At 73.5% G+C, this 16,121-nt stretch carries 17 protein-coding genes; 4 read left to right on the top strand and 13 right to left on the bottom strand.

Annotation, left to right across the window (positions count from 1 at the left end):
• Positions 1 to 40 precede the first annotated feature (40 nt).
• Positions 41 to 1,945: a translational GTPase TypA gene (gene typA, locus M0M48_RS18945; RefSeq protein WP_215814404.1), complete on the top strand. Its 1,905-nt coding sequence runs from the start codon at positions 41 to 43 to the stop codon at positions 1,943 to 1,945.
• Positions 1,946 to 2,160: 215 nt separating this feature from the next.
• Here the strand turns inward: typA and M0M48_RS18950 are convergent, their stop codons facing one another.
• Both M0M48_RS18950 and M0M48_RS18955 read right to left on the bottom strand, forming a co-directional pair.
• Positions 2,161 to 3,483, bottom strand: coding sequence for an HNH endonuclease signature motif containing protein (locus M0M48_RS18950; RefSeq protein ID WP_257752312.1), 1,323 nt, complete (start codon positions 3,481 to 3,483; stop codon positions 2,161 to 2,163).
• A 123-nt stretch (positions 3,484 to 3,606) separates the two neighbouring features.
• Positions 3,607 to 3,951: a DUF2200 domain-containing protein gene (locus tag M0M48_RS18955; RefSeq protein ID WP_257752313.1), complete on the bottom strand. Its 345-nt coding sequence runs from the start codon at positions 3,949 to 3,951 to the stop codon at positions 3,607 to 3,609.
• A gap of 58 nt (positions 3,952 to 4,009) precedes the next feature.
• On the opposite strand from M0M48_RS18955, the gene M0M48_RS18960 reads away from it, so the two are divergent.
• The 3 genes from M0M48_RS18960 to M0M48_RS18970 are packed head-to-tail and all read left to right on the top strand — an operon-like array spanning position 4,010 to position 8,081.
• The gene (locus tag M0M48_RS18960) at positions 4,010 to 5,590 is read left to right on the top strand and encodes a fatty acyl-CoA synthetase (protein ID WP_257752314.1); all 1,581 of its coding nucleotides are present in this window, start codon (positions 4,010 to 4,012) and stop codon (positions 5,588 to 5,590) included.
• Positions 5,591 to 5,650: 60 nt separating this feature from the next.
• Entirely contained in the window at positions 5,651 to 7,057 is a 1,407-nt protein-coding gene (locus M0M48_RS18965) for an MFS transporter (protein WP_215814400.1), read from the top strand.
• Between the two features lie 7 nt (positions 7,058 to 7,064).
• Complete coding sequence (locus tag M0M48_RS18970; RefSeq protein WP_257752315.1) at positions 7,065 to 8,081, top strand: TIGR03617 family F420-dependent LLM class oxidoreductase; 1,017 nt, start codon at positions 7,065 to 7,067, stop codon at positions 8,079 to 8,081.
• Positions 8,082 to 8,088: 7 nt separating this feature from the next.
• Here the strand turns inward: M0M48_RS18970 and M0M48_RS18975 are convergent, their stop codons facing one another.
• The 11 genes from M0M48_RS18975 to galE form a co-directional block, all read right to left on the bottom strand.
• A complete protein-coding gene (locus tag M0M48_RS18975) occupies positions 8,089 to 8,859 on the bottom strand; it encodes an enoyl-CoA hydratase-related protein (protein WP_257752316.1) in 771 nt (256 codons plus the stop codon).
• A 19-nt stretch (positions 8,860 to 8,878) separates the two neighbouring features.
• Complete coding sequence (locus M0M48_RS18980) at positions 8,879 to 9,418, bottom strand: COG4315 family predicted lipoprotein (RefSeq protein WP_257752317.1); 540 nt, start codon at positions 9,416 to 9,418, stop codon at positions 8,879 to 8,881.
• 72 nt (positions 9,419 to 9,490) lie between these two features.
• Positions 9,491 to 10,132: an anti-sigma factor family protein gene (locus M0M48_RS18985; protein WP_257752318.1), complete on the bottom strand. Its 642-nt coding sequence runs from the start codon at positions 10,130 to 10,132 to the stop codon at positions 9,491 to 9,493.
• The gene (locus M0M48_RS18990; RefSeq protein WP_215814395.1) at positions 10,129 to 10,638 is read right to left on the bottom strand and encodes a sigma-70 family RNA polymerase sigma factor; all 510 of its coding nucleotides are present in this window, start codon (positions 10,636 to 10,638) and stop codon (positions 10,129 to 10,131) included. Before M0M48_RS18990 ends, M0M48_RS18985 begins: the two co-directional genes overlap by 4 nt.
• A gap of 57 nt (positions 10,639 to 10,695) precedes the next feature.
• Positions 10,696 to 11,097: a VanZ family protein gene (locus M0M48_RS18995; RefSeq protein ID WP_257752319.1), complete on the bottom strand. Its 402-nt coding sequence runs from the start codon at positions 11,095 to 11,097 to the stop codon at positions 10,696 to 10,698.
• On the bottom strand, positions 11,094 to 11,660 hold the full coding sequence (locus M0M48_RS19000; protein ID WP_257752320.1) for a rhomboid family intramembrane serine protease: 567 nt from the start codon (positions 11,658 to 11,660) through the stop codon (positions 11,094 to 11,096). Before M0M48_RS19000 ends, M0M48_RS18995 begins: the two co-directional genes overlap by 4 nt.
• Before the next feature lie 17 nt (positions 11,661 to 11,677).
• Positions 11,678 to 12,154 carry a hypothetical protein gene (locus M0M48_RS19005; protein ID WP_257752321.1) on the bottom strand — a complete coding sequence of 159 codons (477 nt, stop codon included), beginning with the start codon at positions 12,152 to 12,154 and terminating at the stop codon, positions 11,678 to 11,680.
• Entirely contained in the window at positions 12,151 to 13,008 is an 858-nt protein-coding gene (gene folP, locus M0M48_RS19010) for a dihydropteroate synthase (protein WP_215814392.1), read from the bottom strand. The genes M0M48_RS19005 and folP overlap by 4 nt, the downstream gene beginning before the upstream one ends.
• Positions 13,008 to 13,904 carry a glucosyl-3-phosphoglycerate synthase gene (locus M0M48_RS19015; protein ID WP_215814391.1) on the bottom strand — a complete coding sequence of 299 codons (897 nt, stop codon included), beginning with the start codon at positions 13,902 to 13,904 and terminating at the stop codon, positions 13,008 to 13,010. The genes folP and M0M48_RS19015 overlap by 1 nt, the downstream gene beginning before the upstream one ends.
• 286 nt (positions 13,905 to 14,190) lie before the next feature.
• On the bottom strand, positions 14,191 to 15,030 hold the full coding sequence (locus M0M48_RS19020) for an N-acetylmuramoyl-L-alanine amidase (RefSeq protein WP_257752322.1): 840 nt from the start codon (positions 15,028 to 15,030) through the stop codon (positions 14,191 to 14,193).
• A complete protein-coding gene (gene galE, locus M0M48_RS19025) occupies positions 15,027 to 16,031 on the bottom strand; it encodes a UDP-glucose 4-epimerase GalE (RefSeq protein ID WP_215814389.1) in 1,005 nt (334 codons plus the stop codon). The genes M0M48_RS19020 and galE overlap by 4 nt, the downstream gene beginning before the upstream one ends.
• Between the last annotated feature and the right edge of the window lie 90 nt (positions 16,032 to 16,121).

Genomic DNA, 16,121 nt, shown 5'->3' on the forward strand with positions numbered 1-16,121 from the left:
ATGCGCGGAGGAAGGTCCCGCGCCAGTAGGCTGGTCGTTCGTGTCCCAGACTCGTCGTACCGATCTCCGCAACGTCGCCATCGTCGCCCACGTCGACCACGGCAAGACCACCCTCGTCGACGCCATGCTGCACCAGGCCGGTGCCTTCAGCGCGCACCAGGCCGAGGGTGTCGCCGAGCGCGTGATGGACTCCGGTGACCTGGAGCGCGAGAAGGGCATCACGATCCTCGCGAAGAACACCGCGGTCCACTACCGCGGGCCGTCCGCGCAGGAGATGGCCGACGGCGACATGGTCATCAACATCATCGACACCCCCGGTCACGCCGACTTCGGTGGCGAGGTCGAGCGCGGTCTGTCGATGGTCGACGGCATCGTGCTGCTGGTCGACGCCTCGGAGGGTCCGCTCCCCCAGACCCGGTTCGTGCTGCGCAAGGCGCTCAACGCCGACATGCCGGTGATCCTCGTGGTCAACAAGACCGACCGCGGCGACGCCCGGATCGACGAGGTCGTCGACGAGACCTACGAGCTGTTCATGGACCTGCTCGACGACTCGCACTCGCAGGACGCGCTCGACTTCCCGGTCGTCTTCGCCTCCGGCAAGGCCGGCATCGCCTCGCTGACCAAGCCCGAGAACGGCACGCTGCCCGAGGGCACCGACCTCGAGCCGCTGTTCCGGACGATCCTCGAGACCATCCCCGCCCCCGAGTACGACGCCGACGCCCCCCTGCAGGCGCACGTCACCAACCTCGATGCCTCCCCCTTCCTCGGCCGCCTCGCGCTGCTCCGGATCAAGCACGGCACGCTCAAGAAGGGCCAGCAGGTCGCGTGGATGCGCCGCGACGGCGAGGTCAAGAACGTCAAGATCACCGAGCTCCTCGTCACCGAGGGCCTCGAGCGCAAGCCCGGCGAGTCCGCGGGCCCCGGTGACATCGTCGCCGTCGCCGGCATCCCCGAGATCACCATCGGCGAGACGCTCGCCGACCCGGAGAACCCGGTCGCGCTGCCGCTCATCCACGTCGACGAGCCGGCCATCTCGATGACCATCGGCACCAACACCTCGCCGCTCGTCGGCAAGGGCGGCAAGGGCCACAAGGTCACCGCACGCCTGGTCAAGGACCGCCTCGACTCCGAGCTCATCGGCAACGTCTCGCTCCGCGTGCTCCCGACCGAGCGCCCCGACGCCTGGGAGGTGCAGGGCCGCGGTGAGCTGGCGCTGGCCATCCTGGTCGAGCAGATGCGCCGCGAGGGCTACGAGCTCACCGTCGGCAAGCCGCAGGTGGTCACCCGCGAGATCGACGGCAAGGTGCACGAGCCGTTCGAGCGGCTCACCATCGACGCGCCCGAGGAGTTCCTCGGCACCATCACCGAGCTCCTCGCCAACCGCAAGGGCCGGATGGAGGGCATGACCAACCACGGCACCGGCTGGGTGCGCATGGAGTTCGTCGTCCCGGCCCGCGGCCTGATCGGCTTCCGCACCGACTTCCTCACCGAGACCCGCGGTACCGGTATCGCGCACTCGATCTCCGAGGGCTACTTCCCGTGGGCCGGCGAGATCCGCTCGCGTCAGTCGGGCTCGCTCGTCGCCGACCGCTCGGGGGCCGCGACGGCGTACGCCATGACGTCGCTGCAGGAGCGCGGCACGATGTTCGTCGACCCCGCGACCGAGGTCTACGAGGGCATGATCGTCGGCGAGAACTCCCGCGCCGACGACATGGACGTCAACATCACCAAGGAGAAGCAGCAGACCAACATCCGGTCCGCCACCTCCGACAACTTCGAGAAGCTCATCCCGCCGCGCAAGCTCTCGCTCGAGCAGTGCCTGGAGTTCTGCCGCGAGGACGAGTGCGTCGAGATCACGCCCGAGACGGTGCGGATCCGCAAGGTCATCCTCGACCAGAACGAGCGGGCCAAGATCGCGAGCCGAGCGCGTAAGGCGAACAAGTAGGTCCGGAGCGAGGAACGAGCGGAGGATCTGCTTGTTCGCCTTCTGCGAGGCGAGTGATCGTCGCGACGAAGGAGCGACAGATCGCGAGCCGAGCGCGTAAGGCCAACAAGTAGCCCAACGGCAGCAGCGTCATCCCGCGAGGCCCTCGCGCCGGACCATGGTCCGGTGCGGGGGCCTCGCGTTTCGGCCTTGGCGCTTTCGGTGCCAGGTCTCTTCTATCGAGGGCGTGGGGGCGCGCCGCCGTGGGCGGGGTGCCTGGTTGCTGTGGTTCTGTGGGCGTGTGGTTGTTTCCGGTACACCCCTGGCTCGGGGTCGTCGTCGGAGCTCGGGTGCTCGACGGGGTGTGTTCCGCGGTGACTCACCTCGAAGTGGAAGCCTGCTGGGCTTCGCCACAGATACGTCCCGACCTTCGTGACCTGGTAGCGCCACTCACTGTGGGTCTTGGCTCGGTGGTGGCGCCGGCACAGCGGGACCAGGTTGCACGGGCACGTCGGTCCACCCCGGCCGTGCGGGGTCGCGTGGTCGAGGTCGCAACGCGTCGCTGGCCGGTTGCAGTAGGGGAAGCGGCACGTGTGGTCGCGCAGCTCGACCTGTTGGCGGTGGCGGTCGGAGATCTCGTAGGCGGTGACCGGGATGTGGCCGGCTACGTCGATCACCGGCCGCACGATCACCGTGGTGCCGGGTTGGGTCAGCCACTCGCGGATCTGCTCGCTACTGACCGGCTGTTGCTCCCAGCGGCCGACGGGGTTGGTGCCGGTCAGGGTGGTGTCGGTGATGTGCAGGTTCAGTACCGCCTTGCGGCCGGGAGTCGGTGCGCCTTCCAGGTCGAGTGTCAGGTCGTTGCGGGCCAGGTCGCCCAGCGCCTGGGACCGGCGCACGTCCAGGCTCGCCTCGTTGCCCAGGCGGCCCAGCAGGGTGGCGCGGCGGCTGATCGCGTCGTCCAGGTCGGCACCATCCGCAGCGTCGAGGACGCCGTCGAGCCGGACCAGGCCGTTGGTGTCGGGTGTCCCGATCTCGGCGTGACGATGATCAGCAGCGGCCTGCCGCTCGGCCTCGTAGGTCTCGGGGTCGAATCGGACGATCGCCTCCGCGATCAACCGCTCCAGCTGAGCCCACCCCACACCGGTCGCATTGAACAACTGCCGGTCGACAAAGGCGGCAGCGTCGGCGCTCAACGGCCACGTGGCCTCCGCGATCCGCTCGGCCCGCCACGGAGCCAACCGTCCCGCCACCACCGAGGCGTACACCTGCGGCAGCCGCCACGCGCACTCCAGGACCCGACCCACATAGACCCGCCCACCATCAGGTGAGCGGCCCAGCACGGCCACGAGTTCCATCAGGGCGAACTCCGACACCAGAGGCGCCCCATCACCCGCGATCGGGACACCGGTGTCGACGAACCCGTCCCGGATCGTCGCCGCACCCTCCGCGGCCTCAGCGCCGGCAACCGTGTTGCCGGCAGCCCACTCCACGATCCGGCCCCACTCACGCACCAGCGACTCCTCGCGGCCCTGCACGTCGGCGCGCAGGTCCGCCAACAGAGCAGAGCAGGCGGTCCGAGAAGCCATACCCGTATTGCAACACAAGGGTCCGACACAACCCCCGCACCAACGCCCGATCTGCACCGTTCGGGTGGCCGTCCGCACACAGCGGCCGGCCGGTCAGGAGCCGCGCAGCACCTTGTCCATCGCCTTGCCCTTGGCCAGCTCGTCGACGAGCTTGTCGAGGTAGCGGATCTTCTGCATGAGCGGGTCCTCGACGTCCTCGACGCGGATGCCGCACACCGAGCCGGTGATCAGCGCGGCGTTCGGGTGGAGGTGCGCGGCGGCGAAGAAGTCCGCGAAGGTCGTCTCGTCCGCGAGGTGGCGGCGCAGCGCGGCCTCGTCGAAGCCAGTCAGCCAGGTGATCACCTCGTCGAGCTCGGCCTGCGTGCGGCCCTTGCGCTCGACCTTGGTCACGTAGTGGGGGTAGACCGACGCGACGCTCGTGGTGAAGATCCGGTGCACCCGAACGAGGGTAGCCGCCGCCCGCCCGGCCGACCTCCGCTCGACTAGCCTCCGAACCATGCCCGACCTCGACGTCTCCTCGGCCCGTCAGCACACCCTCGGCGACCTCCCCCGGCGCACCGCGCAGCGGGTCCCGGACAAGCTCGCGATCATCGACCGCGGGACCCGGCTGACCTTCGCCGAGCTCGACGGGTACGTCGAGCGCACGGCCGCCGCGATCACCGCCGCCGGCCTGGCCAAGGGCGACCGGCTGGCCCTGCTGAGCCACAACTGCTGGGAGTTCGCGGTGCTCGACTTCGCCGCGGCCCGGGCGGGCGTGGTGCTGGTGCCGATCAACTTCATGCTCGGCGCCGACGAGATCGCGTTCATCCTCGACCACAGCGGGGCGGCGGGCTTCGTCGCCGAGGACGCGCTGGTGCCGGTGGCCGACGCGGCGATCGCGGCGGCGGCCGACCCGCAGGTGCGCACGCGACAGGTGATCCGGCTGAGCGACGCGGCCGTGCCGGACGGGTGGAGCGACCTGGGCGGCTGGCTGGAGCACGAGGGCCCGGCGGTCGTCGTACCGATGGCGGACGACGACCCGGTCCGGATGATGTTCACCTCGGGCACCGAGTCGCGCCCCAAGGGCGCGCTGCTGAGCAGTCGCTCGCTGATGTGGCAGTACGTCTCGTGCGCGCTCGACGGCTCGATGAGCGCCGATGACATCGAGCTGCACACGCTGCCGCTCTACCACTGCGCCCAGCTCGACTGCTTCCTCGGCACCGACGTCTACCTCGGCGCGACCAGCGTGATCCTGCCCGGCCCTGACCCGGCCACGGTGCTGCGGACGATCGCCGACCACCGGGTGACCAAGTTCTTCGCGCCGCCGACGGTCTGGATCGGGCTGCTGCGTCACCCCGACTTCGACACGACCGACCTGTCGAGCCTGCGCAAGGGCTACTACGGCGCCTCGCCCATGCCCGTCGAGGTGCTGCGCGAGCTGAGCGAGCGGCTGCCCGGCGTGGCCCTGTGGAACTTCTACGGCCAGACCGAGATGGCCCCACTGGCGACGATCCTCGGCCCCGACGAGCAGCTCCTCTACGCGGGCTCGGCCGGGCGTCCCTCGCTCAACGTCGAGACCCGGATCGTCGACGACAACGACGAGCCGGTCCCGGCCGGCACCGTCGGCGAGATCGTGCACCGCAGCCCCCACGCGACGCTGGGCTACTACCGCGACGAGGCCAAGACCGCGGAGGCCTTCCGCGGCGGGTGGTTCCACTCCGGTGACCTCGGCTACCTCGACGACACCGGCCACCTCTACGTCGTGGACCGCAAGAAGGACATGATCAAGACCGGCGGCGAGAACGTCGCCAGCCGCGAGGTCGAGGAGGCGATCTACACCCACCCCGACGTCGCCGAGGTCGCGGTGTTCGGCGTCAGCCACCCGCGCTGGGTCGAGGCGGTGGCCGCGGTCGTCGTCCCCCGTGCCGGGGCCGCCCTGAGCGCGGACGACGTCCTGGCGCACGCGCGCTCGGTGCTCGCGGGCTACAAGGCGCCCAAGTACGTCGTCCTGGCCGAGGCGCTGCCCAAGAACCCCAGCGGCAAGATCCTCAAGCGCCAGCTCCGCGACGCCCACGCCGACCTCGCGGCGGGCGACTGACGGACCGCCCAGCGGAACGCGCGGCCCGGGGCGGCGTACGGGCGCGGGAGACTGGGCGCCGTGACGAGACCGGCGAGCAGCGAGGACCGCTGGCTGTTCGCCACCCTCGCGGCGATCACCACGGTCACCGCGGTCGTCAGCAGCCTGGGCGCGCCGCTGGTGCCCAGCATCGCCGCCCGGTACGACGTCCCACTGAGCACCGCCCAGTGGGTGCTCACGTCCACCCTGGTCACCGCGGCCGCCACCACCCCGGCGCTGGGGCGCTGGGGCAGCGGTCGGCTGCGGCGGCCGGTGCTGCTGGCCGGCCTGGCCGTCGTCCTGGTCGGCGTGGTGCTGGCGGCGCTGCCGATCACCATCGGGACGCTCATCGCCGGGCGCACGCTCCAGGGCGTCGGCCTCGCCCTGACCCCGCTCACGCTGGCCGTGGCGCGCGACGTGTGGACCGGTCCCCGCCTGGCCTCGCGGCTCTCGCTGCTGTCGATCGCGACGGTCGCGGGCGCGGGCCTGGGCTATCCCGTCACCGGCGTGATCGCGGAGCACTGGGGCATCAGCGGCGCCTACTGGTTCGGCACGGCGCTCGTCACCCTCACCCTGCTGCTGGCGGTCCGCTTCCTGCCCCGGGAGGCGCAGGGAGCGCCGCAGCGCGTCGACGTCCCCAGCGTCGCGCTCGTCGGCGTCGGGATGGTCGCCACCCTGCTCGCGGTCAGCCAGGGCGAGCGGTGGGGCTGGACCGCGCCCGGCGTGCTCGGCCCCGCGGCGGGCGGCGTCCTGCTCCTGACCGGCTGGGTGCTGCGCACCCGCCGGCTCACCGCCCGCGGGGAGCAGCCGCTCGTCGACCTGCGCCTGGCCACCCGGCCCGGGGTGCTCGGACCCAACGGTGTCGCGTTCGCGCTGGCGGTCGCCATGTACGGCCTGCTCACGCTGGTCGTGCTGCTCGTCCGCGACGACGGCAGCGCGGGCTGGGGGCTCGGGCTCGGCCCCGCGGAGGCGGGCGCGGTGCTGCTGCCGTACTCCTTCATGAGCGTGGCCGGCAGCCGCGTCGCGCTGCGCCTGGCCAGGCGCCACGGCCCGCACCTGCTGCTGCCGCTCGGCTCGACGGTCTTCGCCTCGGCGATGGTGCTGCTGACGCTGTGGCACGACACCTACCCGCAGGCGCTGCTGGCGATGGCCGTGGGCGGGCTGGGCAGCGGGTTCACGTTCTCGTCGCTGCCGACGCTGATCGTGCCCCACGTGCCGCGCGCCGAGACCGGCAGCGCGCTGGCGTTCAACCAGCTGCTGCGCTACCTCGGCTTCTCGGTGGGCTCGGCCGTCACCGTCGCCCTCCTCGAGATGTACGGCGGCCACGTCGCCGCCTTCCGGGCGACGGCCCTGACCATGGCCGGCCTGTGCCTGGTCGCGACGGTCGCGGTGGTCGTCGTACCGTGGCTGCGGCGAACGGCCCCCGCCGCGCAGCCCGAGGCGCTTTGATGGAGCCATGCTCCTCGACCTCCAGCTCGACGGCCGCCCCGACCAGGCGCGTGAGCGCGCCCGGGAGCTGACCGCGGCCGGTGCCGCGGGGCTGTTCACCTTCGAGGGCCCGCACGACGTCTTCCTGCCGCTGGCCGCCGTCGCCGGCGAGGTCGACGCCGACCTGATGACCAACGTCGCGATCGCGATGCCGCGCTCGCCCATGCACCTCGCCCACACCGCGTGGGACCTCCAGCTCATGTCGGGCGGCCGGTTCCGGCTCGGCCTGGGCTCGCAGATCCGCCCCCACATCGAGAAGAGGTACGGCGCCCGCTGGTCCCCGCCCGCCGCCCGGATGCGCGAGATCGTCGCCGCGGTGCGCACGATCCTGCACTCCTGGCAGGAGGGCACCCGGCTCGACTTCCGCGGCGAGCACACCACCCACACGCTGATGCCGCCCACCTTCGTGCCCGGACCCAACCCCCACGGCCCGCCGCCGGTGCTGCTCGGCGCGCTCGGGCCGCTGATGACCCGGACCGCCGCCGAGGTCGCCGACGGCCTGCTGGTGATGCCCTTCCACAGCCGGCGCCACTTCCAGGAGCGCACCCTGCCGGCCATCGCCGAGGGGCTCGCCGCGGCCGGGCGCTCCCCCGGCGACCTCGCGGTGCACCCGCAGGCGATCGTCGCGATGGGCCGGACCGAGGACGAGCTCGCCGCCGCCCGGGCGGGCGTGCGGGGGCTGCTGGCGTTCTACGGGTCCACGCCGGCGTACCGGCCGGTGCTCGACGTCGAGGGCTGGAGCGACCTCCAGCCCGAGCTCAACCGGCTCTCCAAGACCGGCGAGGTCGCGGCGATGACCGCGCTCGTCGACGACCGGATGCTCGCCACGCTCGCGGTGACCGGCACACCCGAGGAGTGCGCGGCCGAGATCGGCCGGCGCTTCGCCGGGGTCGCCGGGGTGAGCCGGGTGTGCTGCTACTTCCCCGGCTACGAACCGCCGCTCGACCAGGTCGCCGCACTGGCGGCGGCGCTGCGCCCGCTCTGAGCCGGGCTCAGCGCCCGAAGGCCGGCTTCTCCTTGGCCAGGAACGCCCGCACGCCCTCGGCGAAGTCCGGCCCGCCGTAGACCTCGCGCAGCAGCGGCTCCTCGTCGGCCGGCGCGGTCTCGGTGATCGCGGCCCGGCGGCGCAGCTGCTGCTTGGTGACGCTGAGGGTGACCGGCGAGGCGTGGAGGATCCCGTCGACCAGGGCGTCGACCTCGGCGTCCAGCGCGGCGCGGTCGGGGACCTCCGCGGAGATCGCGCCGGCGGCATACGCGCGGTCGGCGGTGACCAGGCGCGAGGCGAGCAGCATCTCGCGGGTGAGCGACTCGCCGAACACCGCGGCGCAGCGGTAGAGCACCGGCGAGGACAGCGCATTGCCGAGGGTCCGCGCGATCGGGTAGCCGAAGCGCGAGCCGGACGTCGCCACCCGCAGGTCCGCGTTGGTGGCGACCGCGAGGCCGCCCCCGACGCACACCCCGTCGATCGCCGCGATGGTGACCTGGGGCAGCGCGAACAGGCCGTCGAGCATCTCCCGGATCCAGGTCTCGTACTCGACGGCGTCGGCCTCGAGGAAGTCGGAGATCTCGTTGCCGGCCGCGAACGCCTTGCCGCCCTCACCGCGCAGCACCACCACCCGGACCGAGCGGTCCTCGGCCAGTTCGAGCCACAGGGCCCGCATCCGGCCGTACATCTCCTTGGTGAAGGCGTTGCGGCGCTCGGGACGGTTGAAGGTCACCGCGACGACGCCGGGGCGCTCGCGGTCGATGATCAGGTCGCTCACGCCCGGGATTCTCCCAGGCTCAGTAGCCGTACCCGCCGCCCCCGCCAGATGACGGATCCGAGGGGCTCGACGGGCTCGACGGCGCGGCGGGGGTGGTCACCTTGGCGCCGTCGGCCCCGACCACCCACCAGATCCCGCCGTACCCCTGGCCGTAGGCGTCACCGGCCTCGCCGTCCGAGGCGTAGGTGTAGAGCGGGTGGCCCTCCAGCGTGAGCTGGTCCTTGCCGTCGGCCCCGGTGACCGTGCCGAGCGTGCCCTGGACGCCGGGGCCGAGCTTCGGCTTCGCCGGTGCCGGTACGGCGGGCCAGAGCCCCACGCACGGCCCGGTGCAGGCGCTGGCGGTCGCGCCGGGCTGGTCCTTGTCGTAGAGGTAGACGGTCCGGCCCGCCGCGTCCACCAGGACCTTGCCGACCTCGGTGTCGGCCAGCCGCAGGGTCAGGTTCGAGGCGGTCGGCGTCGTGTCGCCGCCGCTGCCGCCGCCCCCGTCGGACCCGCAGCCGCCCAGCGCGAGGACGCCCGCGGTCAGCAGGGAGGTGGCCAGGGCGGCGGGCTTGTTCATCGGGACTCCTCGGGTCGGGCGGGTGGGTAGGGCATCCGTGACACGACGCCGGAGCCACCGAGGTTCACCCGGTCAGGGCGCGCCCGCGAGCAGGACCGTGCCGTCGGCCGCCTCCAGCTCGACCCGCCGGATCGCCCCGGGCGCGAGATCGGTCGAGCCGGTCGTCCGCGCGGTCTCCCCCGGTCCGGCCTGCCAGCGGGACACGAGCTGGCGCTCGCCGGCGCCGTCCACGACGTACAGCGCGTAGCGGTGCCGGTCGCCGTAGTCCCCCGCATAGGTGCACGTCATCGCGATCTCGGTCCCCCAGGACGTCGGCGTCAGCCGGACCGTGGCCCGCAGCGGGCTCGGCGCCACCCCGGCGAGGGTCACCCCGACGCTGTCGGGCGGCTCCTCCGCCCGGTTCCCGAGGACGACGCCGCCGATGCCGACCGCCCCGACCAGCAGCACCGCGAGGACGGCGGCGCTCACCCGGCTCCGCCGGCGCCGCGCTGGCGCGGCCGGTGCCGGCACGACCTCCGGTCCGGCGAGGAGCGCCGCGCCGTCCTCGTCCGGGACGAGCCGGAGCAGCCCGGGCAGCATCCCCAGCTCGGCCACCGCCGTCGCGCAGCGGGCGCAGTCGTCGACGTGGTCCTCGTAGGCGCGGCGCTCCGCGCTCGACAGCGCGCCGAGCACGTAGGCGGCGTCCCAGTCGGCGTACGGGTCGGGGCCGGTCACCGGGTCACCCCCCGCTCCTGGAGGGCGAGCCGGAGCGCGCGCAGGCCGTAGTGCAGCCGGGACTTCACCGTGCCCGGCGGGATGTCGAGCGCGGCGGCGATCTCGGCCACGCTGAGCCGCAGGTAGTACGCCCGGACGACGACCGCGCGGTGCTCCGGGCTCAGCGTGGCGAGCGCGTCGCCCACCAGCAGGGCGTCGAAGAGCGCGTCGACCTGGTCGGGCTCGATGGTCGCGGGGGTCTGCGGCGGCTCGGCCGCACTCGTCTCGTGCCGGGCCCGCGACGAGCGGGCCTCGTCGACGACCAGGTGCCGGGCCACGGTGTAGAGCCAGGCCCGCACCGAGCCGCGCTCGTCGTCGCGCACGTCGTGGAGCCAGGCGCGCAGCAACGTCTCCTGGACGACGTCCGCCGCGCGCTGCGGGTCACCGACCAGCCGCAGGACGTAGCGCTCCAGCGCCGCGGCGTGCGCGCGGTGCAGCTCCTGGATCAGGTCGGGATCGCCCGGCATCGTCCACCTCCGTGGAGGACACGACGACGGGAGCCGTTCGGTTCACCGTCCCCTCCATCATGCGCCGCGCGTCGGCGCCGGCGCCGGTGCCGGTGCGGCCCGGAGCAGGACGTCGCGCGCCCCGGTCCGCCGGGTGAGCAGGCCCAGCCCGACCCCGGCGGTGTTGGCGACGGCGTCGCGCCAGTCCATCACCCGGTCGCTGGTGAGCGTGCCCTGGGCGATCTCCAGGCCGATGCCGAGCAGGACCAGTCCGACCGCCGCGACCAGCACCGGCCGCCCGCCCCGGAAGACCTGGACCGCACCCGCCGCGAGCACGCCGTAGGTCACCAGGTGCTGCCACTTGTCGCTCGCCGGCACGTCCGGGCCCGGCGGCGCGGACCCGAGCGACAGCACGATCACCGCTACGACGAGCAGCGACCACAGCCCCAGCCACAGCCAGGGCCAGCGCAGCGGCTTCACGCCGGCCGCTCCCGCACGGCGAAGGCGGCGCCCACGCCGGCCAGCGCGCCGAAGAGGTGCCCCTGCCACGAGACGCCCGGCGTACCGGGCAGCACGCCCCACAGGACGCTGCCGTAGGCGACGAGCACCCCGAGGCCGATCACGATCTCCCACGGCTTGCGGTCCACGAAGCCCTGCACGGCGAGGTAGGCGATCCAGCCGAAGATCAGCCCCGACGCCCCGAGGTGCACCGAGCTGCCGCCCGCGACCAGCCACACCGCGAACCCACCGGCCAGCCAGATGATCGCGGTCGCGACGAGACCCCGGGTCACGCCCGTGGCGAGCGTCAGGAAGCCCAGCACCAACGCCGGCACGGTGTTGGCGCTCAGGTGGCCCCAGCCGCCGTGGAGCAGCGGCGCGGCGAGGATCCCGAGCAGGCCCTCGCCGTCACGGGGACGGATGCCCCATCCGTCGAGGCGGTGCGAGGCGGCGACGTCGACGGCCTCGATCACCCAGAGCAGGGCGACGAACACGCCGGCGGCGAGCGCCGCGACCTGCCAGGCGGGGCGAGTCTGCGGGGGCATGGGGACAGTGTGGCGGGTCAGGCCCAGACCGCGACCCAGTACTGGACTCCGAACGGCGCGTCGTCGTACCGGACGTCGGCCGCGGCCAGCGGCGGCAGGTCGCCCAGGCAGGCGGCGTCGGCCCACAGCTCGGCGGCGAGCACCGGGTCGATGCCGGCGAACGACGTCCGCAGCGCGGCGTCGAAGCCGGCCGCTCGCTCGTCGAGGTGCCCGGGCGCCTTCTCAGTGCGCTTGGCCGAGCCGTTGCCGACGACCAGGACGCCGGTCTCGCCGGCGTCGACCACGCTCGCTCCCGCGTCCGCGACCAGGGCCGCCCCGACCCGCAGGCCCGACGGCCCGGACGCGAGGACGCGCACCCGTGGGCCGAGCTCGCCGACCGCGGACCGGCAGGCGGCGCGCAGGTCGGCGACCGGGTCCTCCAGCGACGCGTACGACGGCAGCAGGGCCGGCACGCCCGGCACCAGGGCCGTCACGGCCGCCGCCGGGGCGCTCACTGGATCCCCCGGATCGCGCGCAGCGGCGCGCGACGCCCCGCGATGGACCAGACCATGTCGACCGTCTGCCGGGTCTCGACGACCTGGTGCACGCGGTAGATCCGGGCGCCGGCGAGCGCGCAGACCGAGGTGGCGGCCAGCGTCCCGAGCAGCCGCTCCCCCACGTCGAGGCCGAGCGTCTCGCCGACGAAGTCCTTGTTGGACAGCGACACGAGCACCGGCCAGCCGGTGGCGACCATCTCGCCGAGGCGCCGGGTCACCTCGAGCGAGTGGAAGGTGTTCTTGCCGAAGTCGTGGGCCGGGTCGATGACGATCGACTCGCGCGCGACGCCTGCGGCCAGGGCGCGCTCGGCGTAGGCGACGGTGTCGGCGATCGCGGCGGCGACCACGTCGTCGTACTCGATGCGGTAGGGGCGGGTCCGGGGCGTGACCCCGCCGGTGTGGGTGCAGATGAGGGCGGCGCCGTACTCGGCGGCCGCGTCGACCAGCTCGGGGTCCGCACCGCCCCAGGCGTCGTTGAGCACGTCGGCGCCGACGGCGCAGACGGCGGCGCCCACCTCGGCGCGCCAGGTGTCGACCGAGATCACCAGGTCGGGGTAGGTCTCGCGGACCCGGGCCACGAAGTCGACCACCCGGGCCTTCTCCTCGGCGACCGAGATCTCGACGCCGGGCGCGGCCTTGATGCCGCCGATATCGACGATCTCGGCGCCCTGGGCGACCACCTCGGCGACGCGGGCGAAGGCGGCGTCCTCGGCCCAGGTCGCGCCCTTGTCGAAGAACGAGTCGGGCGTGCGGTTGACGATCGCCATCATCAGCGCCTCGTCCTCGCCGAACGCGTGCCGTCCGAGCTTCATCACAGGTAGGCCTCCGCCGCCGGTCGCTCCACCGTGGGTACGACGTGCTCGACCGGCTCGAGCCCGCGCAGGTACTGGCGCAGCACGGCCTCGTCGCCCCCGGCGACCGGCGTGACGCCGGACCGGGCGAGGGCCGCCGCGATGATCTGGGTCGCCATGCCGCCGAGGTCGCGCAGCGCCTGGTGCCGGTGGGCGCGCACGCCGAGGTCGACCTGGGCGATCGCCTCAGGGCCGCCCGCGCGGACGGTGTCGACGAGGGCGGCGAGCTCGACGGCGTACCCGGTCGGGACGGGGAGCCCGGCGAACCACGCCCGGCGCACCGCCCACTCGCCGGCGAGCGGCTGGACGAGCGCGCCCAGCTCGGGGAAGAGCAGCGCGATCAGGGGCCGCGCGACGAGCTCGGTGACCCGGCCGCCCTCGAGCGGACCGTCGGCGCCGGGCCGGTCGTAGAAGCCCTTGACCAGCTGCACCTGCGGGTCGGCCAACAGCGGGCCGAGCAGGCCGGGCACGAAGTGGGTGTCCCAGTCGTGCAGGTCGGCGTCCATGAAGACGACGAGGTCGCCGGAGGTCACGAAGAGCGACTTCCACATCGCCTCGCCCTTGCCCGGGTGGGTGCCGAGGTCGGGGCGGATCTCGGCGGCGCGGTGCACCCGCGCCCCGGCGGACTCCGCCACGGCGTAGGTGTCGTCGACGGAGTCGCTGTCGATGACGACGATCTCGTCGACCAGCGCGACGGTGTCCATGAGCGCCTCACGCACCCGGGCGACGACCGCGCCGACGGTCGCGGCCTCGTTGCGGGCCGGGACGACGAGGCTGACCCGGTGCCCCAGGGCCACCTTGCGGCCCAGGAGTCCCTCGAGGCTCCAGTCGTCCCAGTGGGCGGCGCGGATCCCCATGGCGGCCAACCTACCGGCCGGACGAGGGCGGTCCGGATTCACCCGGCAGACTCGCCCCGAACTGCCAGAACCGGTGCTACGGTCGAAGCCATCTCGGGACATTGGGTGCTCCCTCCCCCCCTGGAGATCGACATGGGTTTCCGCCGATTCCGCCGCAAGGTGCGCTGCCTCCTGAGGTACGGACCCCACCGGTGCCCGCACATCGAACGCCACTCGCGCCGCCCCAAACGGCCGCGCCGGGTGGCCGCGCAGCCACCACCGCTGGGCCGGCACGCCCGGACCTGAGTCAGCCGCGGAGGTAGGCCCGGACCGCGGCCGCGATCGCCCGCGCGTAGCGGAGCCGGCCGGCCGCGCTCTCCATCACCGCGGCGTCTCCGGCGTCGCGCATGTTCCCGAGCTCGGCCATGACCGCGGGCACGTCGGAGAGGTTGAGCGTGCCGAGGTCGGTACGGACGTCGATCCCGCCGGCACCGCGGTAGGTCGACGGGGTGAACCCGGCGCGGACCAGCGCGTCGCGCAGGGCCACGGCGAGGCGGCGGGAGGGCCGCTCGATGTCGTCGGTCCAGCCGGCCCGGTCACCGGGCCGGATCACGTGGAAGCCGTGCGCGGTCGACGACCGCACGCCGTCGCCGTGGATGCTCACCCGGACGTCGGCGTCCGGCCCCGGCCGGCCGGGATTGCCGATCCGGCCGCGCTCGTCGACGCACGGGCCCCAGGCGTCGGCCGCGTCGTCGGGCCGGGTGAGCACGACCTGCGCGCCCATCCGGCGCAGCAGCCGCCGGGCCTCGACCGCGACCTGCCAGGTGAAGGTCGCCTCGGGGTAGCCGTCGTCGGTCGCCGTCCCGGTGGTGTTGCACTCCTTGGTGAGCCCGCCGGCGTCGACCGGCCGGTTGATCTCGTCGGGGAACCGGGCGTTGCCCAGCCGGTGGCCGGGGTCGAGCACGACGACCTTGCCGGCCAGCGGGCGGCGCTTCGGCGGGCGCCCCGGCAGGACGACCGAGGAGGGTGCCGCGGAGGGCGGGGCGGCACTCGTCGTCCCGGCGCCGGGCCCGGGGGTCTCCGGGCCGGAGCACCCCGCGGCCAGGACGGCGACCGCGAGCAGGACGGCGGCGGCGCGCCTGGTCACGCGTACCCCAGGACGTCCTTCCGCTTCTCTCCCCAGGCGAGCGCCGAGGCGATGGCCTCGTCGAGGCTCAGCTCGGTCCGCCAGCCGAGGAGCTCGGCGGCCTTGTCGGCGTTGGCGAAGGCGCCCGCCGCGTCACCGGGGCGCGGCGGCGCCTCGACGACCGGGACCGGCTTGCCGACCACGCGCTCGACCGCGGCGAGCAGCTCGCGCACGGTGACGCCGTCGCCGGCACCGAGGTTGATGTAGGTGTAGGGCGCGTCGACCTTGGCCAGCACGGCGTCGAACTCCTCGACCGCCCGCACGTGGGCCCGGGCCAGGTCCCAGACGTGGATGTAGTCGCGGATGCCCGTGCCGTCGCGGGTCGGGTGGTCGGTACCGGTCAGCGTGAAGGACTCGCGGAAGCCGAGCGCCGTCTGCGCCATGAGCGGGACGACGTGCGTCGCGTCGCGCAGGTGGTAGCCGGTCTCGAGGTCCGGGTCGGCGCCGATCGGGTTGAAGTAGCGCAGGATGATCGCGCGCAGGTCGCTCGCCTTGGCGAGGTCCTCGAGCACCATCTCCATCATCCGCTTGGTGCGGGCGTAGGGGGACGTCGGGTCGACGGCGTCGTCCTCGGTGACCGAGAACTGCGGGGTCAGCGCGTAGAGCGAGGCGGTCGAGGAGAACAGGATCCGGCCCTTGCCGAGCGCGGTCAGCTCGTCGAACATCTCCAGCGACTTCGCCACGTTGTCCCGGTAGTACTCGTAGGGCTTCTCCACCGACTCCGGTACGACGATCCGGGCCGCCATGTGGATCGTCGCGTCGAGGTCGGGGTGCTCGGCGACCACGCGCCGCAGCAGCGCCCGGTCGGCGATGTCGCCCTCGTAGAAGATCCGGTCGCCGACGTAGGCCCGGGGTCCGCTGAGCAGCGAGTCGAGGACGACCGGGGTGTGCCCGGCCTGCTCGAGCGCCTTCGCCGTGATCGAACCGAGGTAGCCGGCGCCGCCGGTGACGAGAACCTTCATGGGCCCGAGGGTACTGAGCGACCCCTGCTCCCCCGTAAACCGTCGTTTTGCGAACAGCCGCCCCGATCGCCGCGACAGCCGCCGCGCGTC

Source organism: Pimelobacter simplex (genome assembly GCF_024662235.1).
In the GTDB taxonomy this organism is placed as follows: Bacteria; Actinomycetota; Actinomycetes; order Propionibacteriales; family Nocardioidaceae; genus Nocardioides.